This is a genomic window from Rhizorhabdus sp. GW822-FHT03C02 (assembly GCF_058801765.1).
In genome coordinates this window covers 322793-347100 of record NZ_JBXANN010000002.1, presented here as the reverse complement: position 1 = coordinate 347100, position 24308 = coordinate 322793, and the positions used below count along the sequence as shown (strand labels likewise).

The 24308-nt window shown below is 66.9% G+C and carries 29 protein-coding genes; 12 read left to right on the top strand and 17 right to left on the bottom strand.

What is annotated here, in order from left to right:
* Positions 1-3: 3 nt before the first annotated feature.
* Entirely contained in the window at positions 4-396 is a 393-nt protein-coding gene (locus AC1RM6_RS08765) for an acyl-CoA thioesterase (protein ID WP_493100178.1), read from the top strand.
* Here AC1RM6_RS08765 and AC1RM6_RS08760 read toward each other — a convergent pair.
* The 3 genes from AC1RM6_RS08760 to AC1RM6_RS08750 are packed head-to-tail and all read right to left on the bottom strand — an operon-like array spanning position 393 to position 2031.
* Entirely contained in the window at positions 393-1040 is a 648-nt protein-coding gene (locus AC1RM6_RS08760; protein WP_493100176.1) for a heme exporter protein CcmB, read from the bottom strand. The two genes, AC1RM6_RS08765 and AC1RM6_RS08760, sit on opposite strands and share 4 nt — an antisense overlap.
* Complete coding sequence (gene ccmA / locus AC1RM6_RS08755; protein ID WP_493100174.1) at positions 1037-1606, bottom strand: heme ABC exporter ATP-binding protein CcmA; 570 nt, start codon at positions 1604-1606, stop codon at positions 1037-1039. The genes AC1RM6_RS08760 and ccmA overlap by 4 nt, the downstream gene beginning before the upstream one ends.
* Positions 1603-2031 carry a metallopeptidase family protein gene (locus AC1RM6_RS08750; protein WP_493100172.1) on the bottom strand — a complete coding sequence of 143 codons (429 nt, stop codon included), beginning with the start codon at positions 2029-2031 and terminating at the stop codon, positions 1603-1605. Before AC1RM6_RS08750 ends, ccmA begins: the two co-directional genes overlap by 4 nt.
* A 40-nt stretch (positions 2032-2071) precedes the next feature.
* On the opposite strand from AC1RM6_RS08750, the gene AC1RM6_RS08745 reads away from it, so the two are divergent.
* From AC1RM6_RS08745 to AC1RM6_RS08735, 3 genes are all read left to right on the top strand, one after another.
* A complete protein-coding gene (locus AC1RM6_RS08745; protein WP_493100170.1) occupies positions 2072-2365 on the top strand; it encodes a 4a-hydroxytetrahydrobiopterin dehydratase in 294 nt (97 codons plus the stop codon).
* Positions 2366-2449: 84 nt separating this feature from the next.
* A complete protein-coding gene (locus tag AC1RM6_RS08740) occupies positions 2450-3631 on the top strand; it encodes a DUF2157 domain-containing protein (protein WP_493100168.1) in 1182 nt (393 codons plus the stop codon).
* Positions 3628-4167, top strand: a complete 540-nt coding sequence (locus AC1RM6_RS08735) for a GDYXXLXY domain-containing protein (RefSeq protein WP_493100166.1) — start codon at positions 3628-3630, stop codon at positions 4165-4167. Before AC1RM6_RS08740 ends, AC1RM6_RS08735 begins: the two co-directional genes overlap by 4 nt.
* Before the next feature lie 105 nt (positions 4168-4272).
* Here AC1RM6_RS08735 and AC1RM6_RS08730 read toward each other — a convergent pair whose 3' ends face one another.
* The 12 genes from AC1RM6_RS08730 to coxB form a co-directional block, all read right to left on the bottom strand.
* Positions 4273-5172, bottom strand: coding sequence for a class I SAM-dependent methyltransferase (locus AC1RM6_RS08730; protein WP_493100164.1), 900 nt, complete (start codon positions 5170-5172; stop codon positions 4273-4275).
* On the bottom strand, positions 5172-6404 hold the full coding sequence (locus AC1RM6_RS08725) for a M16 family metallopeptidase (protein ID WP_493100162.1): 1233 nt from the start codon (positions 6402-6404) through the stop codon (positions 5172-5174). The genes AC1RM6_RS08730 and AC1RM6_RS08725 overlap by 1 nt, the downstream gene beginning before the upstream one ends.
* Before the next feature lie 4 nt (positions 6405-6408).
* Positions 6409-7818, bottom strand: coding sequence for a threonine synthase (gene thrC / locus AC1RM6_RS08720; RefSeq protein WP_493100161.1), 1410 nt, complete (start codon positions 7816-7818; stop codon positions 6409-6411).
* 81 nt (positions 7819-7899) lie between these two features.
* A complete protein-coding gene (locus tag AC1RM6_RS08715) occupies positions 7900-8595 on the bottom strand; it encodes an aspartate/glutamate racemase family protein (RefSeq protein ID WP_493100159.1) in 696 nt (231 codons plus the stop codon).
* Positions 8592-9212, bottom strand: coding sequence for an SURF1 family protein (locus AC1RM6_RS08710; RefSeq protein ID WP_493100157.1), 621 nt, complete (start codon positions 9210-9212; stop codon positions 8592-8594). Before AC1RM6_RS08710 ends, AC1RM6_RS08715 begins: the two co-directional genes overlap by 4 nt.
* Positions 9213-9221: 9 nt before the next feature.
* Positions 9222-9725, bottom strand: a complete 504-nt coding sequence (locus AC1RM6_RS08705) for a DUF3291 domain-containing protein (RefSeq protein ID WP_493100155.1) — start codon at positions 9723-9725, stop codon at positions 9222-9224.
* Positions 9726-9746: 21 nt separating this feature from the next.
* Positions 9747-10616 carry a cytochrome c oxidase subunit 3 gene (locus tag AC1RM6_RS08700; protein WP_493100153.1) on the bottom strand — a complete coding sequence of 290 codons (870 nt, stop codon included), beginning with the start codon at positions 10614-10616 and terminating at the stop codon, positions 9747-9749.
* A 46-nt stretch (positions 10617-10662) separates the two neighbouring features.
* Positions 10663-11241: a cytochrome c oxidase assembly protein gene (locus tag AC1RM6_RS08695; RefSeq protein WP_493100151.1), complete on the bottom strand. Its 579-nt coding sequence runs from the start codon at positions 11239-11241 to the stop codon at positions 10663-10665.
* Between the two features lie 23 nt (positions 11242-11264).
* Positions 11265-11387: a cytochrome c oxidase system small membrane protein gene (locus tag AC1RM6_RS08690; RefSeq protein ID WP_493100607.1), complete on the bottom strand. Its 123-nt coding sequence runs from the start codon at positions 11385-11387 to the stop codon at positions 11265-11267.
* Positions 11388-11392: 5 nt separating this feature from the next.
* Complete coding sequence (locus AC1RM6_RS08685; RefSeq protein WP_493100150.1) at positions 11393-12304, bottom strand: heme o synthase; 912 nt, start codon at positions 12302-12304, stop codon at positions 11393-11395.
* Between the two features lie 77 nt (positions 12305-12381).
* A complete protein-coding gene (ctaD, locus tag AC1RM6_RS08680) occupies positions 12382-14073 on the bottom strand; it encodes a cytochrome c oxidase subunit I (RefSeq protein WP_493100148.1) in 1692 nt (563 codons plus the stop codon).
* An 11-nt stretch (positions 14074-14084) separates the two neighbouring features.
* Positions 14085-15110 carry a cytochrome c oxidase subunit II gene (coxB, locus tag AC1RM6_RS08675; protein ID WP_493100146.1) on the bottom strand — a complete coding sequence of 342 codons (1026 nt, stop codon included), beginning with the start codon at positions 15108-15110 and terminating at the stop codon, positions 14085-14087.
* 203 nt (positions 15111-15313) lie between these two features.
* Here coxB and pyrE point away from each other — a divergent pair, with 203 nt between their 5' ends.
* The 4 genes from pyrE to lepB all read left to right on the top strand — a co-directional run bounded on the left by pyrE (position 15314) and on the right by lepB (position 18197).
* Positions 15314-15901, top strand: coding sequence for an orotate phosphoribosyltransferase (gene pyrE, locus AC1RM6_RS08670; RefSeq protein WP_493100144.1), 588 nt, complete (start codon positions 15314-15316; stop codon positions 15899-15901).
* Positions 15898-16623, top strand: a complete 726-nt coding sequence (locus tag AC1RM6_RS08665) for a pyridoxine 5'-phosphate synthase (protein WP_493100142.1) — start codon at positions 15898-15900, stop codon at positions 16621-16623. The genes pyrE and AC1RM6_RS08665 overlap by 4 nt, the downstream gene beginning before the upstream one ends.
* A gap of 253 nt (positions 16624-16876) precedes the next feature.
* Positions 16877-17278 carry a holo-ACP synthase gene (gene acpS / locus AC1RM6_RS08660; protein ID WP_493100140.1) on the top strand — a complete coding sequence of 134 codons (402 nt, stop codon included), beginning with the start codon at positions 16877-16879 and terminating at the stop codon, positions 17276-17278.
* Positions 17262-18197 carry a signal peptidase I gene (gene lepB / locus AC1RM6_RS08655; RefSeq protein ID WP_493100138.1) on the top strand — a complete coding sequence of 312 codons (936 nt, stop codon included), beginning with the start codon at positions 17262-17264 and terminating at the stop codon, positions 18195-18197. Before acpS ends, lepB begins: the two co-directional genes overlap by 17 nt.
* Before the next feature lie 458 nt (positions 18198-18655).
* Here lepB and AC1RM6_RS08650 read toward each other — a convergent pair whose 3' ends face one another.
* Together AC1RM6_RS08650 and rpsU are read right to left on the bottom strand one after the other, a co-directional pair.
* Complete coding sequence (locus AC1RM6_RS08650) at positions 18656-19228, bottom strand: FKBP-type peptidyl-prolyl cis-trans isomerase (protein ID WP_493100136.1); 573 nt, start codon at positions 19226-19228, stop codon at positions 18656-18658.
* A gap of 72 nt (positions 19229-19300) precedes the next feature.
* Entirely contained in the window at positions 19301-19507 is a 207-nt protein-coding gene (gene rpsU / locus AC1RM6_RS08645) for a 30S ribosomal protein S21 (RefSeq protein WP_029548939.1), read from the bottom strand.
* Between the two features lie 267 nt (positions 19508-19774).
* Between rpsU and AC1RM6_RS08640 the strand changes: the two genes are divergently transcribed.
* The 4 genes from AC1RM6_RS08640 (at position 19775) to AC1RM6_RS08625 (ending at position 23965) form a co-directional block, all read left to right on the top strand.
* Entirely contained in the window at positions 19775-20317 is a 543-nt protein-coding gene (locus tag AC1RM6_RS08640; RefSeq protein ID WP_493100134.1) for a (2Fe-2S)-binding protein, read from the top strand.
* Positions 20318-20422: 105 nt separating this feature from the next.
* The gene (locus AC1RM6_RS08635; RefSeq protein WP_493100132.1) at positions 20423-21370 is read left to right on the top strand and encodes an RcnB family protein; all 948 of its coding nucleotides are present in this window, start codon (positions 20423-20425) and stop codon (positions 21368-21370) included.
* Between the two features lie 193 nt (positions 21371-21563).
* Positions 21564-22040 (top strand): RcnB family protein, encoded by a 477-nt coding sequence (locus AC1RM6_RS08630; protein ID WP_493100130.1) that lies wholly within the window; start codon positions 21564-21566, stop codon positions 22038-22040.
* Positions 22041-22147: 107 nt separating this feature from the next.
* Positions 22148-23965: a DUF885 domain-containing protein gene (locus AC1RM6_RS08625; RefSeq protein WP_493100128.1), complete on the top strand. Its 1818-nt coding sequence runs from the start codon at positions 22148-22150 to the stop codon at positions 23963-23965.
* The last annotated feature ends 343 nt before the right edge of the window (positions 23966-24308 follow it).

Below are 24308 nucleotides of genomic sequence, written 5' to 3'. Positions count from 1 at the left end.
CCGATGAAACCCTCGTTCGAGATGAACTTCACCGCGGCGCCCGAGGACATCGACGAACTCGGCCATGTCAACAATGCAGTGTGGGTGCGCTGGCTGCAGGACGTCGCGGTCGCGCACTGGTACGCCGCCGCCGATCCCGAGCATCACGCCGCCTATATGTGGGTCGTGAGCCGCCACGAGATCGACTATCGGCGCCCGCTCAAGGAAGGCGAGACCGTGGTCGCGCGCACCTGGGTCGCCGATCGCCCGACCGGCGCGCGCTTCGACCGCCACGCCGAATTCACCCGCGACGGCGTCGTCCATCTGCAATCGAAGACGAGCTGGGCGATGATCGAGCGGGCATCGGGCCGGCTGAAGCGGATCCCCGACGAGGTGGTCGCGCCGTTTTTGGGCTAATCGCGTGCGGCCCTGAGCGCCGCGCCGGCGGCGAACGGGGCCATCGCGGTCAGCAGCAATGCCGCCGCCGCGAGCAGCTTCAAGGCGCCCATGCCCTGGTCGCCGAGCGATCCGGCGCCGAAGATCAGCAGCGGCACCGCGAGCGGCAGCATCACCAGTCCGGCGAGCGCGCCCGCGCCGCGCAGGCCGAGGGTCAGCGCGCTGGTCATCAGCCCGAGTGCGGCCAGCGCCGGGGTGCCGATGGCGAGGCCGATCTCGAGCCGCAGCAGCACCGCACCGTCGAGCCGCAGCAGCGCCGCGGCGGGGAGCGCCGCGATCATCAGCGGCGGCCCGAAACTCAGCCAGTGGGCGAGGATCTTGGCGGCGGCGACCCCCTCGTCGGCGAGGCCGCGGACGACATATTGGTCGAGCACCCCCGCCTCGGCATCGGGCGCGATCAGCCGGTCGACCGGCAGCAGCGCGGCGAGCAGCGCCGCCATCCACAGCGCGCCGCCGCCGACCTTCGCCAGCAGCGGCCCATCGGGGCCGACCGCGAACGGGAACAGGGTCGCGACCAGCAGGAAGAAGACCAACGGCAGGAAGGTCCCGCCGCCCTGATAGGCGCCGCGCACGTCGCGCCAGACGATGGTGCCCCAGCCGCTCACAGCCCGATCTCGCGCGCATCGCCGAGCCCCAGCGGCTGGTGGGTCGCGGCCAGCACGATGCCGCCGGCCTGCCGGTGCGCCGCCATCGCCGCCGCGAGCCGGTCGAGCGAGGCGGCGTCGAGGCCGTTGCCGGGCTCGTCGAGCAGCCAGATCTTCGCGCGCCCCGCGATCACCCGCGCCAGCGCCGCGCGCTTGCGCTGGCCGGTCGACAGCATCCGCACCGGCACGTCGGCGAGCCCGGCGATCCCCATCGCGTCGAGCCCGCGCGCGACATCGCCGCCGTCGAGCCGCGCCCAGAAACCCAGCGCAGCGGCGAGCGTCTGCCGGACGTCGAGCGCCGCCGCCTCGCCGGCGAAGGCGATGCCGCCGTCCTGCTCGACCGCCCCCGCGGACGGGACCAGCAGCCCGGCCGCGATCCGCATCACGCTCGACTTGCCGGCGCCGTTGGGACCGGTCAGTAACGCCGCCTCGCCGGGTGCGAGCGCGAAGCTCATCGCCTCGAACAGCAGCCGGCCGCCGCGCAGGCAGGCCACGTCGCGCAATGCCAGCCGGGCGGCTTCGCTCAAGCCTGCGGCTCCTGCACCATATCCTCCAGCGCGTGCATGTCGGCGTCGGACAGGCCGAAATGATGGCCGATCTCGTGGATGACGACATGCGATACCAGCGCCTCGAGATCGACCCCGGTCTCGATCCATTCGAACAGGATCGGCACCCGGTAGAGGTCGATCATGTCGGGCATCGCCCCCGAATGGTCGACCGACTTCTCACCGATCGGGCGCCCGCGATAGAGGCCGGTCAGCTCGAGATCATTCTCGATCCCCATCTCCTCGAGGGTCGCATCCTCGGCCCATTCCTCGATCCGCAGCACGACGCCGTCGAGATGCTTCGCGAACGGTTCGGGCAGCCGCGCGATCGTCGCGCGGGCGATCGCCTCGATCGCGTCCGCATCGGGAGCCAATTGCCCTATTGAAGCTGTCTGATTGTCTGCCATTGTCACCCGACATAACCAGACAAACCAGACAGGGCCAGCGATGCCGATACCCCAGTTGAACGACGAAGAACGCGCCGACGCACTCGATGGCCTGCCCGACTGGGATTATGACGAGAGCCGCGACGCGATCAGCCGGCGCTTCACCTTCGCCGATTTCTCGGCCGCCTTCGCCTTCATGACCCGGGTCGCGCTGCTCGCCGAAAAGAGCGACCACCATCCCGAATGGTCGAACGTCTGGAACCGCGTCGACATATTGCTGACAACCCATGACGCGGGCGGCCTGTCGCACCGTGACGTGGCGATGGCCGAAGCGATCGAAGCGCTTGTAGACTAGCGGGCGGCGCAATGGCCGGGGTTTCTGGATTGCCGTAGCGTGTCGGCGCCTTAAGCTGGGCGCAAGACCTCACCTGGGAGCCTCATGTCCGAACGCAAGCTCAAGGCCTGGCACGAAGCGGGACTGATCGACGGCGAGACGGCAGGCCGTATTCGCGCCTGGGAAGCCGCCCATAGCCGCCCGCTCGGCCTTTGGGCCCTGATCGGACTTGGTGCGCTCGCGGTCGCGCTGGGGCTGGTTTCCGTGGTCGCCGCCAACTGGGACGCAATCCCCGGCGAGGTCCGCCTCGGTCTGCATTTCGCGTTGATGGCGGGCCTCGCGACCTACCTATGGTGGCGGAAGCCCAACCCCGACTACGCGCCCGACCATTTCAGCGACGCGCTGCTCTTCATCCTGGGCGTGCTCGGCCTCACATTCCTCGCGCATCTCGGACAGGTGTATCAGACGAGTTCGCCGCTATGGCAGCCTTTGCTGCTGTGGCTCGCGCTTTTCTCGCCGCTGCTGTTGTCGTTCGGGCGCGGATGGCCGGTCGCCGCACTCTGGATGGCGCTGACGTTGGGGACCCTCTGGAGCCATGCCGAAGAACATGGCGACAGCTGGTGGATGGGCGTGCGGCATGCGGCGCAGCTTTCGCATCCCGACCTCTATTGGGGCCTGATTCTCTGCCCGCCGATGCTGATCGCAGCGCTCGCGGCAGTCTTGCGCAGCCACAGCGCACGACCGATGTTCTGGCGGCTGATCGAGCAGTTGGCGATCGCGACGATCCTCACCTTACTGAGCATCCTGATCATCTCGTGGGGATGGGAAAGCCGCGCGATGTCCGCCCCCGCCAGCGTCGCCATCCAGAGCCTGGCGCTGCTCGGAGCCGCAGCGGCGACATGGTTCGCCCGGCGTACCGCCTCGGGCCGCGCCACCGCCGCCATACTCGGCGTGGCGTCCATTCTCCATTTCGGCGAGGCAGTGATACCGCATGGCCGGCCGTCGGGCGAGGCATGGGACGACGGCGGCTGGATCAACGCGCTGTTCTTCATCGCGCTGTGGGGCGCGGTTGCCGGTGCAGCGCTCCATGCCCGCTGGCGGCCGATCTTCCAGATCGCAATCGGCCTGATCGCCGTACGCGTGATCGTCCTGAGCTTTGAACTCAACAACGACCTGCTCGGCAGCGGCCTCGGCCTGATCGTTTCGGGACTGCTCGCGCTCGGCATCGCCTGGCTGACGGTCCGGATCTCGCACCGTTATGCCCCGCGCACGGAGTCCCCATCATGATCGCGCGGCTATCTGCCCGCACCCTGCTCGCAGCGGCGCTCGCGGTGCCGCTGGCCGCCTCGGCCCTCATCTGGGGCACGACCCGGCGCACCGCGCACCAGGGGCAAGACTGGCTCATTCCGATCAAGGGCTATGACCCCGCCGATCTGCTGCGCGGCCATTACATCCAATATCGTTACGACTGGCCGATCGAGCAGCCGGCGGCGACGGGGGTCGAAGAGGTCATGCAGCGGTTCGATCCCGCTTATGGCGCGCTGTGCATCGTCGGCGTCGCGCCCAACATCACCCAGGTCCGCGCGCTCGATGGCAATGCAGACGCACGCGGCTGCGCCATCGTCGCCCGCGCCACCCTCGGTGCACGGCGCGAGGTCCGCGGTCTCGACACCGGAATATTGTTCACCTCCCAGGCGCGAGCACTGGCGCTCGCGGCAAAACTGGCCGATCCAAAGCTTCAGGGCATGATCCGGGTAAGAATTCGCGACGACGGCGTGATGCGTCCGATCGACATCGCGTTCAGGCCGCGCGAACGAAGCTGACTCATACGCGATCTCGAAGATGCTCACGCATCCTCGATCGATCTGCTCAAGCGTCGCACGGGCTGATACCAGGTCTCGGTGAGTCAGACTCACCGAGACTTGGTATCAGCGACTCCACCGCGCGAAGATCGCGGTCGGCAGCAGCAGCCCGCGCGTTTCCTCGCGCACCGCCATCTCGCCGACCTCGACGGTGCCGCCGAGATCGGCCATTGCGTGTCGCAGCAGTTCGCCGATCGCGATCGCCGACATGCGGACGGCGTAGACGGTGAGGACGAGGAATTTGGATTTCTCGTCGAGCAAAGCGCGGCAATCGGCGATCAGCGCGGGCAGATGTTCTTCGAGCCGCCAGATCTCGCCGGTCGGGCCGCGGCCGAATTTGGGGGGATCGAGGAAGACGCCGTCGTAGCGGCGACCGCGCCGGACCTCGCGCGCGGTGAACTTGGCGGCGTCGTCGATCATCCAGCGGATCGGGCGGTCGACCATGTCGCTGAGGAAGGCGTTCGCCTTGCCGGCCTCGACCGACTTCTTCGACGCGTCGACATGGGTCATCCGCGCGCCCTTGGCGGCGAGCGCAAGGGTGCCGACCCCGGTGTAGCCGAACAGGTTCATCACCTCGTCGCCCTCGGCGGTGCGGTCGCGCATCCATTCCCATTGCGGCGCCATGTCAGGGAAGAAGGCGAGATGGCGGAACGGGGTGTTCTGCGCGGTGAAGCGGACCTCGTTCCATTTCATGTGCCAGCCGCCCCGGGGCACGTCGCGCGACAAATGCCATTTGCCGCCGCCTTCCTCGTCCGACGCGCCGATGAAATCGCCGTCCGATTCCCAGCGGTCGGAGGCCGGCGCCCACATCGCCTGCGGTTCGGGCCGCACGAAGCGGAAGCGGCCATAGCGTTCGAGCTTGCGGCCATGGCCCGAGTCGACGAGGCCGTAATCGTCCCATGGCTCGGTGATCAGGGTGATGAGGTTCCCGGCCTCCGCCGGGACGACGGATTTGTGGCTAGCCATCAAGCCGCCGCCTTCAGTTCGGTCCCCACTGTCACGAGCGTCTCGCGGCCGCCGAGCGTCTTGGCCGCCGCGGCGCGGACGCGGTCGAGGTCGCAGGCTTCGATGCGGGCGACGATCGTCGCGGGGTCGAGCGGGGCGCCATGGGCGAGGGTCTGGAAGCCGAGCCGGTCGGCGCGGCCCTGGACCGATTCGAGCGCCATCAGGATCGCCGCGCGGAGCTGCGCCTTGGCGCGCGCCAGCTCGACCTCGGTGAGCGTCGAGGCGGCATCGTGGAGGATGTCGCGGGCCAGGCTCGCGGCATGCGCGGCTTCGCGCCGCGCGGTCGCCAGATAGGTGGTGAGCATGCCGGTATCGCGCCAGCCCGCGACCGAGCTGCCGATCGAATAAGCGAGGCCGCGATCCTCGCGGACCGCCTGGAACAGCCGCGACGAGGAGCCCTCGCCCGCCGCCGACGAGAACAGCATCAGCGGATAATAATCGGGGTCGAAATAGCCGACGCCCTCATGGCCGAACAGGATATGCGCCGATTCGAGCTTGCGCTTGTCGGCGAAGCTGCCGCCGCGATAGGCGGCGAGTTCGACCACCGGCTCGGGCGCCTCGGCGAGGTCCCCGAAGCGGCGCTCGGCCAGTTCGACCAGCGCGTCGAAATCGACCTTGCCCGCCGCCGCCAGCACCATCGCCTGCGGACGATAATGGCGTGCGGTCCAGCTGTGGAGATCGTCGACGGTGATCTCGGCGAGGCTGGCTTCGTCGCCGAGCACCGGCCGACCGAACGCCTGGTCGGGCCAGGCGGTCGAGTGGAAATGGTCGTTGATGATGTCGTCGGGCTGGTCGCGGGCCTCGCCCAGTTCCTGCAGCACGACATCCTTTTCGCGCGCCAGATCGCCGCCGTCGAAATGCGGCTTGCGGACCAGATCGGCGATCAGTTCGACCCCGAGCCCGAGATCCTCGGCGAGCAGCCGCGCCTGGAAGGCGGTCTGGTCGCGCGAGGTGAAGGCGTTGAGATAGCCGCCGACATTCTCGACCGCCTCGGAGATTTCACGCGCACTGCGGCCGCCGGCGCCCTTGAACACCATATGCTCGAACAGATGGGCGAGGCCGTTGAGCCGGGCTTCCTCGTTGCGGGCGCCGCAATCGACATGGAGCCCGACCGCGATCGTCTCGACCCCGTCCATCGGGTCGGCGACGACGGTGAACCCGTTGGACAGGCGATGCAGCCGCGGCGGGTTCATGCGATCAGGCGTCCACCGTCGCCGCGGTCGCGCGCTCGGCGACATAGTCCTCGATCGCGCCGATCTCGGCGGGAAGCACCGCGTAGAGTTCCTCGCGCTCGAACAGGCCGGCGATCCGCGCGGGCAGCTCGGGGCGAAGCCCGGTGGCGCGCTCGACCGCATCGCCGAACTTGGCGGGATGCGCGGTGGCGAGGGTGACGATCGCGACGTCGGCAGGCAGGTCGGCGTCCTGCGCCGCGGCCAGGCCGATCGCGCTGTGCGGATCGATCAGCTCGCCGGCGCGGTCATGGCCCCAGCGCATCGCCCGCTGCATCCGGTCGGGATCGATCCGGGTGCTGACCAGCAGTTCGGCGGCCTCGCCCTGCATGCCCTGGCTGAGGTTGAAACGCTTGGTCGCCTCGAATCCCTTCATCGACGCGGCGAGCGCCGCGCCGTCGCGATCGTGGAGATCGAACAGCAGCCGTTCGAAATTCGAGCTGACCTGGATGTCCATCGACGGCGCCGCGGTCGGGGTCACCGACCCGACCGAATAATCGCCGGCCGACAGCGCGCGGTGGAGGATGTCGTTGACGTTGGTTGCGACGATCAGCTTGGCCACCGGCAGCCCCATCTTCGCCGCGACATAGCCCGCGAACACATCGCCGAAATTGCCGGTCGGCACCGAGAAGGCGACAGGGCGATCGGGCGCGCCGAGGCGGACCGCCGCATAGAAATAATAGACGATCTGGGCCATCAGCCGCGCCCAGTTGATCGAGTTGACCGCCGACAGGTTGAAGCGCGACGCGAAGCCGCGGTCGGCGAACATCGCCTTCACCAACGCCTGGGCATCGTCGAAGCTGCCCTCTATCGCGATATTGTGGACGTTGGGCGCGAGCACCGTCGTCATCTGGCGGCGCTGCACCTCGGACACCCGGCCCTTGGGGTGGAGCATGAAGATGTCGACCTTGGCGCGGCCCGCGAGCGCGTCGATCGCCGCCGAGCCGGTGTCGCCGCTGGTCGCGCCGATCACGGTCAGATGGGTGTCGCGGGTCGACAGGAAGCGTTCGAACAGCAGCCCGAGCAGCTGGAGCGCGACATCCTTGAAGGCGAGGGTCGGACCGTGGAACAGCTCCATCAGCCACTGGCGCTCGTCGAGCTGCTTGAGCGGCACGACCGCGGCATGCGAGAACCGGCCATAGGCCGCGGCGCACAGCTCCCTGAGCGCGGCGTCGTCGAGCGCGCCCGCGACGAACGGCCGCATCACCTCGACCGCGGTGTCGACATAGGACAGACCGCGCAGTTTCGCGATCTGCTCGCGCGACAGGCTCGGCCAGCTTTCGGGGACATAGAGCCCCCCATCGCTCGCGAGCCCCGCGAGGGTGACATCTTCGAATCCGAGGCGGGGGGCCGAGCCCCTGGTGCTGACATAATGCATGACCGGCGGGCCTTAGGCTTTGTCGGCGCGGCGGGCAAGGAAAACGGCTCTTAAAAGCCCCTCCCTGCTTGCAGGGAGGGGCTAAGAAGGGAGCGCCGCTTCCACCGCCGCCATCGCATGCAGCGTGGTGGTGTCGAACAGCGGCACCGCGCTGTCGTCGTCGCCGACCAGCAGCATGATCTCGGTGCAGCCAAGGATGATCGCCTGCGCGCCGCGGTCGATCAGGCGGGCGATGATCGCGCGGTAGGCGGCGCGCGATTCGGCGCGGACGATGCCCGAGACGAGTTCGTCGTAGATGATCCGGTGGACGGTCGCGCGATCCTCGTCGGACGGGACAATCACGTCGCCACCGATCCCCGCCGCGATCCGTTCGCAGTAGAAGGGCTTTTCCATCGTGAAGGCGGTGCCGAGCAGCCCGACCCGGGTAAGGCCGGCCGCGCGGATCGCCGCCGCGACGACATCGCCGATATGGAGCAGCGGAATGGCGATCGCCGCCTGCACCGCGTCGGCGGCGAAATGCATCGTGTTGGTGCAGATCAGCAGCATGTCGGCGCCGCCCGCCTCGACCCGCCGCGCCTCGGCGACCATCATGTCCGACAGCGCATCCCAGTCGCCGTCATGCTGGCGCGCGGCGATCTCGGCGAAGTCGACCGAGAGCATCAGCGTGCGCGCCGAATGATGGCCGCCCAGCCGGGTGCGAACCGCGCGGTTGAGGATGCGATAATATTCGGCCGAGCTCTCCCAGCTCATCCCGCCGATCAGGCCGATCGTCTTCACCGCAGCCGCCGCCGCAGCGCGATCGCGTAGATCACCAGCGCGGTCAGCGCGAAGATGAACCATTGCACCGCATAAGCGCGGTGGTTGTTGGGGATATCCTCGACGCTGGGCGGCACGCTCGGCTGGAGCCCGGTCACCGGGACCTCCATCACCACCAGCAGCGGCAGCGGTTTCGCCGTCGCCGCGCCGAGCACCCTGCCCGCCAGCACCGTGTCGGGGACCAGCACCCCCATCGCCTCGACCCGGCTACCGACCGGCGGCAGCGCAGGCTTCGCGCTGACCGGGCTCCAGCCGAGATCGGCCATCATCGTCCGGCCGTCGATCAGCCGGCAGCCGGTGATGTTGCGGAAGCCCGGTTGTCCGGCCTTGTTGGCGCCGCCGATCTGGAGCGGCGCGGTCGCGACCTCGCACAGGACATGGCTGCGGCGGAAGGCGACCGCATCGACGCTCGGGCCCTCGGGCAGGCCATAGAGCGGCGGCTCGCCGGCAGCGGCGCGATACTGGGCGAGCAGCGTCTCTTTCCAATGCGCGCGCTGGATCTGCCAGAGGCCGAGGCCGATCATCGTCAGCACGGCGATCAGCACCAGCAGGGTCGCAAGGATCGGGACACGCCGCATCAGGGGGTGTCAGGCGTTGCCGACGCACCAGGGATCGGGTTGCATGTCGACCGCGGGGCCGCCGAGGCCGGGGGCGGGAAAGCGCGCCTTGAAGGTGAAGGCGTGGCCGCTGGGGCCGAAGCGATCGATCATCCAGAGCCGCGACAGCCCTTCCTCGATCGTCGGCACGCTGCCGGCCTCGATCCACCACAAGGCCTGATAGGCGCCGGACTGCGGTTCGAACCAGCTGCGGCGCTGCGCCATGACCGGGGTGTGGGCGCTGCGATAGACATAGGCGAACAGAGCGTCGGCGTCGGTCCAGACCGACATGTTGACGATGAAGCGCGGGTCGGGGGTGGGCTGGATCGCGGTCGCGTTGCCCGCCTCGTCCTTCAATCGCCAGACGAAGCCCGGCGAAGCTTCGGCAAGCGCGTTGATCCGGTCGAGTTCGACGAAGAAACCGGCAACCTGCGGATCGCCCTGGGGAGCGGCGAGCCGCCCCACATTGATCTGCGCAAGTTGCCAATTCTCCATCAAAACATCCTGCTCACGGGTTCAGCCTGCGTGGACTGGTGCGCCCCAGCCGCCCCAGACATAGACGACGATGAACAGGAACAGCCAGACGACGTCGACGAAGTGCCAGTACCAGGCCGCCGCCTCGAAGCCGAAATGCTGCTTCGGGGTGAAGTCGCCCTTATAGGCGCGGATCAGGTTGACGATCAGGAAGATCGTCCCGACCAGCACGTGGAAGCCGTGAAAGCCGGTCGCCATGTAGAAGGCTGAGCTGTAGTTCAGGCCTTTGAACGCGAACGGCGCATGGGCATATTCGTAGAACTGGATGCACGAGAACAAGGCACCCAGGATGATCGTCAGCCACAGGCCCTTCTTGAGGCCGTCACGATCGCCATGGATCAGCGCGTGGTGCGCCCAGGTCACGGTGGTGCCCGAGCAGAGCAGGATCAGCGTGTTGAGCAGCGGGAAATGGAAGGCGTCGATGACCTCGAGGCCCTTGGGCGGCCACAGGCCGGCAGCATGGGTGATGCTGTTCGGCCCCTCGATGATCGAGATCGCGCCGTCAACGACCTGCATCGGCTGCGGGAACAGCGAGAAGTCGAACCAGGCCCAGAACCAGCCGACGAAGAACATCACCTCGGAGGCGATGAACAGGATCATGCCGTAACGCAGGTGAAGCTGGACGACCGGGGTATGGTCGCCGGCATGCGCCTCGGCGATGACGTCCTTCCACCAGAAGAACATCGTCGCGAGCACCATCGCCACGCCGAGCAGACCGACCTCGGCACCATAAGGAGCATTGTGCATCCACATCACGAACCCGCCGAACAGCAGGAACGCCGAAACGGCGCCCATCAGCGGCCATGGGCTGGGCGGTAGGATGTGGTAGTCGTGGCTCTTGGCTCCGGCCATGGTCTTGCCCCTAATTGCTCTAGTCTAGTGTCGGCTTAGCCGTTCCTTAACCGCCTGCCGCCGGCGAATCCACAGCGGATTTGTCGGGGAAGAAGGTGTAGGACAGCGTGATTTCGTTGAACTTCGATGCTTCCTTGTCGTCGAGGATCTTCGGATCGACATAATAGACCACCGGCATCCGGACTGTCTCGCCGGGTTTCAGGGTCTGGCTGGTGAAGCAGAAGCACTGGATCTTGGTGAAATAGGCGCCGGCGAGCTCGGGCGTGACGTTGAACGCCGCGGTGCCGGTGATCGGGTGATCCGAGAGATTCGTCGCGGTGAAGAACGCCATCTGGCGCGCGCCGATCGCGACGCGGGCGACCTTCTTCTCGGGCTCGAAGGTCCACGGCAGCGCCGGCGCGACATTGGCATCGAAGCGCACGTCGATGATCTTGCCGATCACCTCACCGGGCGCGATCCCGGTCGCGCTGCGCATCGTGGTGCCGCCGAAGCCGGTCGCCTGGCAGAACATCCGGTAAAGCGGGACCGCGGCATAGCCGAGCCCGAGCATGCCGATCGCGATCGCCAGCGCGGCCCAGCCGACCCGCTTGTTGCGCTTGTCCTGCCCGACCGCGTGCGCGGTCAAAACATCATCGCGCGCGCCGGCGGTCACAGCATCTTCGCGATCGAGATGGCGTAGAACAGGATCACCAGCGCGATCAGGATCACGCCCATGACGATCGAGCGCGACCGTTGCCGGCGGCGGATTTCGGCGAGTTCCTCGGGGGGCATCTGGTTCATGCGAGCAGCATCCGATCGGCAACGAGGAAACCGAACAGCGCGAACAGATAGATGATCGACCAGGCGAACAGATAGCGTTCGGCCTTCATCTTCGCCTGATCGGCTTCGGTGCTGAAACCGACGCGAACCGCCAGCACCAGGAAGATCGCCGACAACAGGCCGGCACCGATTCCATAGATCGCACCGGTCAGGCCGAGCGGCCAGGGCAGGACCGCCGACACCACCATCGGCAGCGTGTAGAGCAGCACCTGGATGCGGGTCACCCGCGCCCCGGCGACGACCGGCATCATCGGCACGCCCGCATTGGCGTAATCGGTCTTCACGAACAGCGCCAGCGCCCAGAAATGGGGCGGCGTCCACAGGAAGACGGTCGCGAACATCAGCACCGGCAGCAGTTCGACCCGGTTGGTCGCCGCCGCCCAGCCGATCATCACCGGGAAGGCACCGGCGGCGCCGCCGATGACGATGTTCTGCGGGGTCCGGCGCTTGAGCCAGACGGTGTAGATCATCACGTAGAACAGGATCGAGACGGTCAGGATCGCCGCCGACAGCAGGTTCACCGCGAGCCCCATCAGGATCACCGAGAAGAAGGCGAGCCCGACGCCGAAATGCAGCGCCGCCTGGCGGTCCATCCGTCCCGCCGGCAGCGGGCGGTTGGCGGTGCGCTTCATCAGCGCATCGAGATCGGCCTCATACCATTGGTTGAGCGCGCCCGCGGCGCCCGCGCCCAGCGCGATGCACAGCACCGCGGTGAAACCGAGGATCGGGTTGATCGACTGCGGCGCGGCCAGCAGCCCGCACAGGCCGGTGAAGACGACGAGGGTCAGGACCTTCGGCTTGGTGAGGGCCAGAAAGTCGCGCCAGTCCGCGGGGACTGCGCTTGCCGGGGTATAAGCCTTACTCGCCATATCGGTCTTTCATACCGACACCGCCGCCCGGTGATGCGAGATCATCGGACGGCGGCGCTTCGGTTGTCGTTTCGGTTTCAGTGGCCGTGTTCGTCGCCGATTTGCGGCAGCTGTTCGAACTGGTGGTACGGCGGCGGGCTCGACAGCGTCCATTCGAGGGTGGTCGCGCCTTCGCCCCAGTAATTGCCGCTGACCTTCTTGCCGGCGAACAGCGACCAGAAGATGTTGACGAAGAAGAAGATCATCGACGTCGCCATGATCATATAGCCGATCGTCGCGACGTGGTTCCACTTCTCGAACGCATCCGGATAATCCGGGATGCGGCGCGGCATGCCGTCGAGGCCGAGGAAGTGCATCGGGAAGAACAGCACATTCACGCCGACGAAGAACATCCAGAAATGGAGCTGGCCGAGCACTTCGTTATACTGGCGACCCGACATCTTGCCGAACCAGTAGTAGAAGCCGGCGAACAGCGAGAACACCGCGCCCAGCGACAGCACATAATGGAAGTGGGCGACGACATAATAGGTGTCGTGCATATAGTTGTCGACGCCGCCATTCGCGAGCACCACGCCGGTCACGCCGCCGACGGTGAACATGAACACGAAGCCGATCGCCCACAGCATCGGGGTCTTGAACGACAGCGAGCCGCCCCACATCGTCGCGATCCACGAGAAGATCTTGATGCCGGTCGGGACCGCGATCACCATAGTCGCCGCGGTGAAGTACATCTTGGTGTCGACCGACAGGCCGGTGGTGAACATGTGGTGCGCCCACACGACGAAGCCGACGACGCCGATCGCGACCATGGCGTAGGCCATGCCGAGATAGCCGAAGATCGGCTTCTTCGAGAAGGTCGAGAGCACCTGGCTGACGATGCCGAAGCCCGGCAGGATCATGATGTACACTTCGGGGTGACCGAAGAACCAGAACAGATGCTGATAGAGGATCGGATCGCCGCCGCCCGACGCGTCATAGAAGGTCGTGCCGAAGTTGCGGTCGGTGAGCAGCATGGTGATCGCCGCGGCGAGAACCGGCAGCGAGAGCAGCAGCAGGAAAGCGGTGACCAGCACCGACCAGACGAACAGCGGCATCTTGTGCAGGGTCATGCCCGGCGCGCGCATGTTGAAGATGGTGGTGATGAAGTTGACCGCGCCGAGGATCGACGAGGCGCCCGCGATGTGGAGCGCGAAGATGCCCATGTCGACCGCCGGGCCCGCCGAGCCGCTGGTCGACAGCGGTGCATAGACCGTCCAGCCGGTGCCGGCGCCATGCCCGGTGCCGCCCGAGACGAAGCTCGACCCCAGCAGCATCAGGAAGGCGGGGATCAGCAGCCAGAACGAGATGTTGTTCATCCGCGGGAAGGCCATGTCGGGCGCGCCGATCATGATCGGGACGAACCAGTTGCCGAAGCCGCCGATGATCGCGGGCATCACCATGAAGAACACCATGATCAGGCCGTGGGCGGTGATCAGCACGTTCCACATGTGGAGCGAGGTGTCGAAATCGGGCGCACCGCCCATCAGGTGGGTCCAGATGCCGAGATACTGGATGCCGGGATGGGCGAGCTCGGCGCGCATCAGACCCGAGATCCCGCCGCCGACGATGCCGGCGAAGATCGCGAAGATCAGATAGAGCGTGCCGATGTCCTTGTGGTTCGTCGACATGAACCAGCGCTGGAAGAAGGCCGGCTTGTGGTCGGCGTCATGATGATGCGCATGATCGTCATGCGCATGAAACTCAGCCGGATTTGCGGTGGTATCGATCATCTTCTCAGGCCTTAGTTCTGCGCGGTCGCAGGCTGGGACGTGACTGGCGAGGCAGGCGCGGCGGCATTGTCGCCGGCGGGGGTGGCAGGAACACCCTCCGCAGGCGCCGCGGCGGCAGCGACCGGAGCGGCGGCGGGCGCAGCGGCCGCCTCCTCACCCTTCAGCTTGCCACCCTTCGAGTGGACCCACTCGGCGAACCGGGCCGGGCTGACGACCTCGACCGCGATCGGCATGAAGCCGTGACGCGCGCCGCACAGTTCCGAACACTGGCCATAATAGACGCCCGGACGGTCGACCTTGAACCAGGTCTCGTTCAGGCGGCCGGGAACCGCGTCCATCTTGGTCCAGAAGGCGGGCACCGCGAAGCTGTGGATGACGTCGTTCGAGGTCACGATCAGCTTGACGACGGCGCCGGCCGGAACGACGACGCGTTCGTCGACCGCAAGCAGGCGCGGACCGTCGGCGGGCTTGCGCTTGTCCTCGGGCAGCATGTTCGAGACGAGCTCGAAATCGCCATTGTCCGGATATTGATAGGTCCAGTACCACTGGTTGCCGATCACCTTGATCGTCAGGTCGGCCTTGGGCTGGGCATATTGGTGCGCGAGCAGCCGGATCGAGGGCACCGCGATCACCAGCAGGATCAGCACCGGCGCCAGCGTCCAGATGATTTCGATCAGGGTGTTGTGCGAGGTCTTCGACGGAACCGGGTTCGCGGCGGCGCGGTAGCGAATCGCCACCCAGGCCAGCAGACCGAGCACGAACAGCGAGATCACGACGATGATCGGCATCAGCAGGGTGTTGTGGAACCACTGCGCGCCGCGACCGATGTCGGTGACCTGCGGCTGGATCTTGAAGCCGCCCGGGATCGGCTGACCGATGTCGGCGTCCGGCAGGGCATGCTCGAACGCAGGCGCCGCGGGCGTTGCCGCCGGCGCGGTCGCCGCTGCGGCCGGTGCCGCTGCAGCGTCCTGCGCGAAAGCCGCGGCGGGAGCCACGGCCAGCGAGAGCGCCATCATCATCGTCTTGAACGTCTTCATCTCACCCCCGTAAAGCGCGGCGAAACCCACGACTTCCTGTTATCTGGCCCGTCGAAACCGTGGGCCTTATAGGCGCGCAGCCCCGGCGTCTCAAGCACTGTAGGCCGCGGATTGCAAGCACAGGAAGCTTTGGTTGAAGCGATAATCGCATCGGACTATCTGGGCCGATGCTGCAAAGCGGCAACCGAAGAAGGGTGACATCCATGACCGAAGACGAGGTATTGGCCGAATTTCGAGCTGCCGAGGCGCTGCTGGAGGGCCATTTCATCCTCTCGTCCGGTCTGCGCAGTCCGCGTTACCTGCAATGCGCGCGGGTGCTCATGAACCCGGCGCGCGCCGCGCGGCTGGCCGAGGCGCTCGCCGCGCAGATCCCCGCCGCGATCCGCGAACGCCTCCAGGCGGTGGTGTCTCCGGCGATGGGCGGGGTGATCGCCGGCCATGAAATGGGCCGTGCGCTGGGGCTCGATGCGATGTTCGTCGAGCGGCCCGACGGGGTTTTCGGGCTGCGGCGCGGCTTCCGGCTCGATCCCGGCCAGACGGTGCTGCTGATGGAGGACGTCGTCACCACCGGCCTGTCGTCGCGCGAGGCGATCAAGGCGGTCGAGGCGGCGGGCGGCCAGGTGATCGCCGCGGCCTCGCTGGTCGACCGCTCGAACGGCAAGGCCGATCTGGGAGTGCCGTTCTTCCCGCTGATCCGGCTCGACGTGCCGACCTATGCCGCCGACGCGCTGCCGCCCGAACTGGCGGCGATCCCCGCGATCAAGCCCGGCAGCCGGCAGATGGCGGCGTGAACAGGCTGCGCCTCGGCGTCAATATCGACCATGTCGCGACGATCCGCAACGCGCGCGGCGGCGCCTATCCCGACCCGATTCGCGCCGCGATGGTCGCGCAGGAGGCTGGCGCCGACGGCATCACCGCGCATCTGCGCGAGGATCGCCGCCACATCATCGACGATGATATCGGCCGGCTGATCGGCGCGATCTCGCTGCCGCTCAACATGGAGCTGGCGGCGACCGAGGAGATGGTCGCGATCGCGCTGCGCCACCGGCCGCACGCCGCGTGCATCGTCCCCGAACGGCGCGCCGAGCGCACCACCGAGGGTGGGCTCGACGCCGCCGGCCAGCATAATCATCTGAAGCCCCTGATCACCCGGCTGCGCGAGGCCGGCATCCGGGTCAGCCTGTTCATCGAGCCCGATCCGCGCCAGATCGAGGCGGCGATCGCACTCGGCGCGCCGGTGGTCGAACTCCACACCGGCCGCTACGCGCATGTCGAGGGCGAGGAACGCAGCGCCGAACTGCGCCGGATCGCCGACGCCGCGGCGCTCGCCGCCAAGAACGGGCTCGAGCCGCATGCCGGGCATGGGCTGACCTTCGACAATGTCATTCCGATCGCGGCGATCCCGCAGCTGGCCGAGCTGAATATCGGCCATTTCCTGATCGGCGAGGCGATCTTCGACGGGCTGGCGCCGGTGGTGCAGCGCATGCGCGCGCTGATGGACGCGGCGCGGTGAAGGACCCCCTCTCCTCTCTTTCTCCCTCTCCCTGCAGGGGAGAGGGAAGGGGCCCGCGCCGCAGGCGTGGGAAGGGCGAGGGCACGGCGCATTCCTGTCGCGCCGGTCCGGCTAGTGCCACACGCGTGCCCAGCCGCGGCTGCTTCGCAGCCGGCTCCGCGCTCTTGCCATGCCCCCGGCATGGCGACGCACTGCGCCCCTCCCACCGCTGCGCGGCGGGCCCCTCCCTCTCCCCTGCAGGGAGAGGGGTGTTTTGATTCTCGGCATCGGTTCCGACCTCTGCAATATCGAGCGGATCCAGAATTCGCTCGACCGGTTCGGCGACCGTTTCGTCCGGCGGATCTTCACCGATGTCGAGCGCGCGCGGGCGGACGGGCGCCAGGCGACGCGGGCCGGGGTCTATGCCAAGCGCTTCGCCGCCAAGGAGGCGTTCGCCAAGGCGGTGGGCACCGGGCTGGCCGGCGGGGTGTCGTGGCGGGACGTCGGGGTCGAGAATGATGAAGCGGGCCGGCCGATGCTGGTTTTGACGGGTGGGGCAAAAGCCAGACTTGACGCGATCACGCCGCGGGGCCACGCGGTGGACGTACATTTGACGATGACCGACGATCATCCCTGGGCGCAGGCGTTCGTCATCCTGTATGCGCGCCCCATTTGAGGAGAGGATCGCTGTGAGCGATCAGCCTGCCGAGACCGTTTCCCCCGCCGTGACCGCCGCCGAGACCGACGAGAGCGCGACGCCCCCTGCCCAGCCCGCCAAGGCGAAGACCGACTGGTTCGCCGAGATCCGTGGGATAGTGTGGCTGGTGCTGGCGGTGCTCGGTTTCCACAGCTTCATCGCCAAGCCCTTCTACATCCCGTCGGAATCGATGATGCCGACCCTGATCACCGGCGACCGGCTGGTGGTGACCAAATATCCCTATGGCTGGTCCTATGTCTCGCCGAGCTTCCACGTGCTGCCGTTCATCCGCGGCCGGCTGTTCGGGCGCCTGCCCGAGCGTGGCGACATCGTCATCCTCAAGCCGCCCCAGGCCGACACCGATTTCATCAAGCGGGTGATCGGCCTGCCCGGCGACCGGCTCGAGGTGCGCGGCGGGACGGTGGTGCTCAATGGCGTGCCGGTGAAGCGCGTCGCCGAGAGCCCGGCGATGATCCCGGTCGACACCAATGTCCCGTGCGACCAGGAACAGGTCGCGCCGTTCAAGGTCACCGGCCCCGACGGCGTGCTCTATTGCGCGCTGCCGCGCTTCCGCGAGACTCTGCCCAACGGCCGCAGCTACGACACGATCGATCTCGGCTATTTCTCGGAAGTCGACGATTTCCCGGCGATCACGATCCCGCCCGACCATATCTTCGTGATGGGCGACAATCGCGACCAGTCGGCCGACAGCCGCGTGCCGGCATGGCGCAACGGCCTCGACGGCCCGGTGCCGTTCGAGAATATCGGCGGCCGCGCCGAGTTCATCACCTTCTCGCTCGACGGCACTTCGAAGATCTGGAACCCGATCAGCTGGTTCACCGCGCTGCGCACCGGCCGGGCGGGCACGAGCCTGCATCCCGAGCGCACCAAGGGCTGAGGTTCGAGGGGGAAGCGGGCGCTTCCCCCGTCTGCTTTTACATTGTCCGGCTGTCACGCGTCGGCTCCGTCGCCCCGGCGGAGGCCGGGGCCGCCCAAGCCGGGAGCGACCGGCCAAGGCCCCACCGGCGAGATAGTTGACGGCCCCTTCCCCATTCCCTTCGACTGCCTGCCAGGCAGACACTCGGGACACGCCTAGGGCGAGACACATTCCGCCACCGCGCGGTGTCTCGACTACGCTCGACACGAACGGGTTGGGATTCTCCCCGGCAAGGCAAGCATGGCTGCGGCAATCGCTTCGACGGTCGCGAAAGAGACGTGCGCGGTCCGGTCTCCGCCGGGGCGACCGCATCGGACTGCGCCCTCCCCGCCTCAACCGACGATCGCGCGTCCATCCCACAACGAAAAGGGGGCCGCATCGCTGCGGCCCCCTGTGTCTCACAAAGCTGACGTCCGGCGTCACATGCCGCCGTGGCCGGCCCCCATGCCCATGCCGCCCATCGCCTGCGGCGGGGCGATCGCCACCAGCTTGACGTCGAAGATGGTGATCGCGTTGGGCGGGATCTTGCCGTTGCCGGCGCCGCGTTCGCCATAAGCGAGCTGGGGCGGGATCCAGAAGCGGTATTTGGCGCCCTGATTCATCAGCTGCAGCCCCTCGGTCCAGCCGGGGATGATGCCGCCACCGACCGGAAGCGCCGCCGGGCCGCCCGAACGGGCGCTGGCGTCGAAGGTCTCGCCGCTGACCAGCTTGCCCTCATATTCGACCAGGACGACGTCGCTGGGGCCAGGCTTGGGGCCGCTGCCCTGCTCGAGCACTTCATATTGAAGCCCCGAGGCGGTGGTGATCACGCCGCTATGCTTGCCGTTCGCGGCAAGGAATTCCTCGGGCGTCTGCGCCATCAGCACCTGCTTCTGGGTGCCATAATAAGCGACGCCGATGCCCGCTGCCAGAACAAGGGCGACACCCGCCCACAGCTTGACAAGCGACCCCTTCGCGATCGGGCGGAGGGGTACGGCGGTCACTTCCGACATGGGCGGGCTCGCTATTGTGAGGTGAAGGCAATTCAAATCCGCCGCCCGATCGGGCGGCGGGGTAGCGCAGTCTTACCGAACGCCGTCGCGCTCCATCCGCTTGCGCTCCAGCTTGCGGGCGCGGCGGATGGCAGCGGCGCGCTCGCGCGCGCGCTTCTCGGACGGCTTCTCGTAATGACGGCGCAGCTTCATCTCGCGATAGACGCCTTCGCGCTGCAGCTTCTTCTTGAGCGCGCGGAGGGCCTGATCGACATTATTGTCGCGAACGATGATCTGCATAAAAAAAATGGTCTCCAAACATCACCCGAGAGCGAGCCGTCCGCGCCGCCGATCCGACGAGCGTCTTCCTGCTCCCGCGCAATAAAAGCATGTCGCCGCGGAAAACCTCCGCGTCGGGAAGCAGCGCCCCTATCAAGACAAGGTTGATTCTTCAACCCCATCGCGCGCTTTTTGGGGCGGAGCGACCATGGACCGCCACCATAGCCTCAAAGCCGACGCCGAGGAACAAAAGCGTGTGCCCTCGCCGACATGGCGTTATGAAGGCGCATGACCCGGTTCACCGTCAACGGCCAGCCCGTGCATTACAAGATGGACGCCGCCACCCCGCTGCTCTGGGCGTTGCGCGACGCGTCGAACCTGACCGGCACCAAATATGGCTGCGGACAGGGACTTTGCGGCGCCTGCACCGTCCATGTCGACGGCCAGCCGATGCGATCCTGCCAGGTGCCGATCGGCAGCATCGAGGGCAGTTTCGTCACCACGATCGAAGCCTTGTCGCGCGATCGCAGTCATCCGGTCCAGCAGGCCTGGGTCGCCGAGAATCTGCCCCAGTGCGGCTATTGCCAGTCGGGGATGATCATGGCCGCCGCCGCGCTGATCGAGAAGAATCGCGCGCCGACCGATGCCGACATCGACGCGGCGATGACCAATATCTGCCGTTGCGGCACCTATCCGCGAATCCGCGCCGCAGTTCGCCGCGCCGCGCGGGTGATGGCCGGCACCGAGAAGATCGCCGCCGCCCCGCCACCGGGGATCGATCCGGCCGACGCCGCCACCGCGATTCCGGCGTTGACGGTACCGAAGGGTTAAAAGCTTTCTGGTTGCTGACTGGCCGGTTCAGCATTTCATCAGCCGAGTCGTGCGATTCGAGCGATGAGGCTGGCAAGAGGCCGGCCTTGGAGCGGAGAGTTTGAAATGCGTAGCCTGTCGAAATCGATGATCGGTCTGCTGGTCGCAGCCACCGCGCTGACGCCGGTTGTGGCCGAGGCGCAGGATGCCGGACAACGCCGCCAATATGGCGGCGACCGCGGCGAGCGGCGCGGCGACCAGGGTAATCAGGGCCGGCAGAATGGCGGCGAAGCGCAGCGTCAGCCCGCGGCCCAGGCGCCCCAGGCCGCGCCGCCGCAGGCCGCCCCGCCGTCACAATATAATCGCGCCGATCGCGACCAGCGCGGCTTCGGCGGAGACCGCCAGCGCGAGCAGGCGGTCCCACAACCCGCGGCCACCCCGGCACCGGCCGCCGAACCCACCTATCGCCGGGTCCCGCCCCAGAACCGGGCCGGTTTCCAGGATCGCGGCGGCGATCGCCGCAATGGGGCGGACGCCCCGAATCAGGGTGGCCAGAATCAGAACTGGCAGGGCCGCAACGGGCAGGACGATCGCCGCGGTGACGACCGCAACCAGAACGACCGCCGTGACGACAGGCGCGATGATAATCGGCGCGACGACAGGCGCGATTGGCAGAACGGACGCGGCAATGCCCAGGACGGCCGCCGCGACGACGGGCGCGGCAACTGGCAGAATGGCGACCGTCGCGACGACCGGCGCGACTGGAATCGCGACTGGCGCAACGACCGCCGCTATGGCTGGCAGGATTACCGCAATCAGAACCGCAACATCTTCCGGGTGCCGCGTTATGTGAGTCCGCGCGGCTATGGCTACAGCTATCGCCGCTGGTCGCCGGGCTACCGGATCGATCCCTGGTTCTACAGCCAGAGCTACTGGATCAGCGATCCGGGTTTCTACCGCCTGCCGCCGGTCTGGGGCGATTATCGCTGGGTGCGCTATTATGACGACGTGCTGCTGGTCGATCTGCGCACCGGCCAGGTCGTCGACATCATCTATGACTTCTTCTGGCGATAATAGCACCTGAAATCAGGGACTTGAAGAAAGGCCCGGTGACCCAAGCGGTCGCCGGGCCTTTTTCGGTTCCAAAGCTTTCATTTCGCTGACCGCGCCATTCCGGACGAATTCAGGCGGGCTGTGCGAATCAGGAACCGTTGGCGCGCCCGGACATTATGCGCCGGCAACGAAACGAGAATCGAGGAGTAGTTCGATGCGTAAGACTCTGATCATGGCACTGATCGCCGCAGCGGCGATGCCGGCAATGGCGCAGGCCCAGTCGGCCGCCGAGGTCCGCCACGACAATCGCGAGGTCCGCGACGCCCAACGCGACCTCGCGCGCGCCCAGGCTTATGGCGATCATCGCGACGTGCGCGATGCCCGCAATGACCTGCGCAACGCCCGCCAGGAGCGTCGCGAGGATTGGCGCGACTATCGCCAGGCGCACCGCGACGTCTATCGCCGCCCGGCCTATGTCGGCCCGCGCGGCTATGCCTATCGGCCGGTCAATGTCGGCTATCGCTTCCAGCCGCATTATTACGGCTCGCAATATGTGATTGCCGATCCGTGGCGCTACCGCCTGGCTCGCCCGGCCGGCTATAATCGCTGGGTCCGTTACGGCAACGACGTGGTGCTGGTGAACATCCGCACCGGCCGCGTCCAGCAGGTCTATAACGGCTTCTTCTGGTAACGCACGATCGGTGGCCCCGGCGTCCAGGCGGATGCCGGGGCCGCTTGCACATGGTGTGTTAGAACAATAGGTCAGGAGGCATCACTTCGTTCGAGGATGACCTTCCCATGACCCTGCGCACCGCCTTGCTGGCGACAGCTGCCCTCGCCCTGGCGCCGACACTCGCTTCCGCAGCCACCCCGGCCGCCGCGACCGTCGAAACCCAGAGTGCCGAGGACAAGAAATTGCTTCAGATCTTCACCGACAGCGACGAGGCGTCGCTCAAGCGCAACCCGATCAGCGGCATGTTCCGCGGCGACATGCGCTATGCCGCGCATCTCGGCGATTATGTCTCCGATGCCTATTATGCCGGCGAACGCGCGGCCGGCGAGGCCGACCTGGCGGCGCTGAAGACGATCGACCGCGCCAAGCTCAACGCCACCGACCAGATCGCCTATGACGTGTTCCAATGGCAGACCGAGCTCGGCCTGCGCGGGCTGCAGCCCGATATGCTGGCGCTGACCGCGGTCCGCCCGGTCGACCATTTCTACGGCTTCCACACCTTCTATCCGGGCTTCGCCTCGGGCGAGGGCGCGGCCCCGTTCAAGACGGTCGCCGACTATGAGAACAACCTCCAGCGCCACCGCGAATATATCGCGATGATCGACGCCTGGATCGTCCGCTTCCGCGAGGGCATGAAGACCGGGGTCGTCCAGCCCAAGCTGGTCGTCAACAACGTCATCGACCAGATGAACCTGCAGATCGGCCAGGGGGTCGAGGGATCGACCTTCTACGGGCCGGTCAAGAGCTTCCCCGAGGGCATTTCCGCCGCCGACCAGGCGCGGCTCAAGGCCGACTATGCGGCGATCATCAGGGACGGGATCATCCCGGCCTATACGCGGCTGCGCGATTTCCTGAAGACCGACTATCTGCCGGTCGCGCGCGACAGTGTCGGCCTGTCGGGGATGAAGGGCGGCGACAAGCTCTACGCCTATATGATCGAATCGAACACGACCCTGCCGCTCAAGGCCGAGGAGGTGCACCAGCTCGGCCTGAGCGAGGTCGCGCGGATCACCAAGGAAATGGAGACGATCAAGACCCAGGTCGGCTACAAGGGCTCGCTCGCCGACTTCTTCGTCTATCTGCGCACCGATCCCAAATTCCAGCCGCCGAGCAAGGAATGGCTTCGCGACACCTATTTTGCGATCGGCAAGAAGGTCGACCAGCGCATCCCCGAACAGTTCGCGCTGATCCCCAAGAGCCCGCTCGAGATCAAGGCGGTCGAACCTTACCGCGAGAAGACCGACGCCGGCGGCAGCTATCAGCAGGGAACCCCCGACGGATCGCGGCCGGGCACCTTCTATTATAACAGCTACGACCTGCCGTCGCGCACCACCCCGGGCATGGAGACGCTCTATCTGCACGAGGCGGTGCCCGGGCATCATTTCCAGATCAGCCTGGCGCAGGAAAACACGGCGCTGCCGGCGTTCATGCGGTTCGGCGGCAACACCGCCTTCGTCGAGGGCTGGGCGCTCTATGCCGAGACGCTGTGGAAGGATCTGGGCATGGAGACCGATCCCTATCAGCGGTTCGGCGGCCTGAGCGACGAGATGCTGCGGGCGATGCGGCTGGTGGTCGACACCGGCATTCACGCCAAGGGTTGGAGCCGCGACCAGGCGATCGATTATATGCTGAGCCATTCGAACATCGGCAAGACCGATGCCACCGCGGAGGTCGAACGCTATATCGCCATCCCCGGCCAGGCGCTCGCCTACAAGATCGGCGCGCTCACCATCCTCAAGGAAAAAGCCAAGGCGCAGAAGATACTCGGCGCCAGGTTCGATCCGCGCGCGTTCCATGCGCAGATCCTCGACACCGGCGCGCTGCCGATGACGGTGCTCGAGGCCAAGCTCGACGGGTGGATCGAGGCCCAAAAGGGAAAATAGGCCGAAAGGCGTGGAGCGCGCGCCGGCAGCGCGCGCTCCCATTCATCCTCTTCTCGACGCAACGACGCGGCCTGCCTCCCGGCTGGCCGCGCCGCTATGCTGGACGGCGCGGCCGGCATGCGCGGACGCATGCCAGTCCGAAAGGGGATGGACCAAAGCCCGTAACGCCGCCGTGCCGATTTGTTTCCGCAGCTGCGAAAAGAATCTGGGAATCGCGAAAAAGCGGCCGGAAGGAGCTGGTGGGGCTCCCTCCTCCGCGATCCTTCATCGTCATCCCGGCGGAGGCCGGGATCTCAGGAGGCAAGGGCGCTCCCGATTCTCACGAGATTCCGGCTTTCGCCGG

Coding starts and splice junctions, on each gene's coding strand:
- AC1RM6_RS08765 (WP_493100178.1), top strand. CDS start 4: ATGAAACCCTCGTTCGAGATGAACTTCACCGCGGCGCCCGAGGACATC.
- AC1RM6_RS08750 (WP_493100172.1), bottom strand. CDS start 2,031: ATGGCAGACAATCAGACAGCTTCAATAGGGCAATTGGCTCCCGATGCG.
- AC1RM6_RS08745 (WP_493100170.1), top strand. CDS start 2,072: ATGCCGATACCCCAGTTGAACGACGAAGAACGCGCCGACGCACTCGAT.
- AC1RM6_RS08740 (WP_493100168.1), top strand. CDS start 2,450: ATGTCCGAACGCAAGCTCAAGGCCTGGCACGAAGCGGGACTGATCGAC.
- AC1RM6_RS08735 (WP_493100166.1), top strand. CDS start 3,628: ATGATCGCGCGGCTATCTGCCCGCACCCTGCTCGCAGCGGCGCTCGCG.
- AC1RM6_RS08730 (WP_493100164.1), bottom strand. CDS start 5,172: ATGGCTAGCCACAAATCCGTCGTCCCGGCGGAGGCCGGGAACCTCATC.
- AC1RM6_RS08725 (WP_493100162.1), bottom strand. CDS start 6,404: ATGAACCCGCCGCGGCTGCATCGCCTGTCCAACGGGTTCACCGTCGTC.
- thrC (WP_493100161.1), bottom strand. CDS start 7,818: ATGCATTATGTCAGCACCAGGGGCTCGGCCCCCCGCCTCGGATTCGAA.
- AC1RM6_RS08710 (WP_493100157.1), bottom strand. CDS start 9,212: ATGCGGCGTGTCCCGATCCTTGCGACCCTGCTGGTGCTGATCGCCGTG.
- AC1RM6_RS08705 (WP_493100155.1), bottom strand. CDS start 9,725: ATGGAGAATTGGCAACTTGCGCAGATCAATGTGGGGCGGCTCGCCGCT.
- AC1RM6_RS08700 (WP_493100153.1), bottom strand. CDS start 10,616: ATGGCCGGAGCCAAGAGCCACGACTACCACATCCTACCGCCCAGCCCA.
- AC1RM6_RS08690 (WP_493100607.1), bottom strand. CDS start 11,387: ATGCCCCCCGAGGAACTCGCCGAAATCCGCCGCCGGCAACGGTCGCGC.
- AC1RM6_RS08685 (WP_493100150.1), bottom strand. CDS start 12,304: ATGGCGAGTAAGGCTTATACCCCGGCAAGCGCAGTCCCCGCGGACTGG.
- ctaD (WP_493100148.1), bottom strand. CDS start 14,073: ATGATCGATACCACCGCAAATCCGGCTGAGTTTCATGCGCATGACGAT.
- coxB (WP_493100146.1), bottom strand. CDS start 15,110: ATGAAGACGTTCAAGACGATGATGATGGCGCTCTCGCTGGCCGTGGCT.
- pyrE (WP_493100144.1), top strand. CDS start 15,314: ATGACCGAAGACGAGGTATTGGCCGAATTTCGAGCTGCCGAGGCGCTG.
- lepB (WP_493100138.1), top strand. CDS start 17,262: ATGCGCGCCCCATTTGAGGAGAGGATCGCTGTGAGCGATCAGCCTGCC.
- AC1RM6_RS08650 (WP_493100136.1), bottom strand. CDS start 19,228: ATGTCGGAAGTGACCGCCGTACCCCTCCGCCCGATCGCGAAGGGGTCG.
- rpsU (WP_029548939.1), bottom strand. CDS start 19,507: ATGCAGATCATCGTTCGCGACAATAATGTCGATCAGGCCCTCCGCGCG.
- AC1RM6_RS08640 (WP_493100134.1), top strand. CDS start 19,775: ATGACCCGGTTCACCGTCAACGGCCAGCCCGTGCATTACAAGATGGAC.
- AC1RM6_RS08635 (WP_493100132.1), top strand. CDS start 20,423: ATGCGTAGCCTGTCGAAATCGATGATCGGTCTGCTGGTCGCAGCCACC.
- AC1RM6_RS08630 (WP_493100130.1), top strand. CDS start 21,564: ATGCGTAAGACTCTGATCATGGCACTGATCGCCGCAGCGGCGATGCCG.
- AC1RM6_RS08625 (WP_493100128.1), top strand. CDS start 22,148: ATGACCCTGCGCACCGCCTTGCTGGCGACAGCTGCCCTCGCCCTGGCG.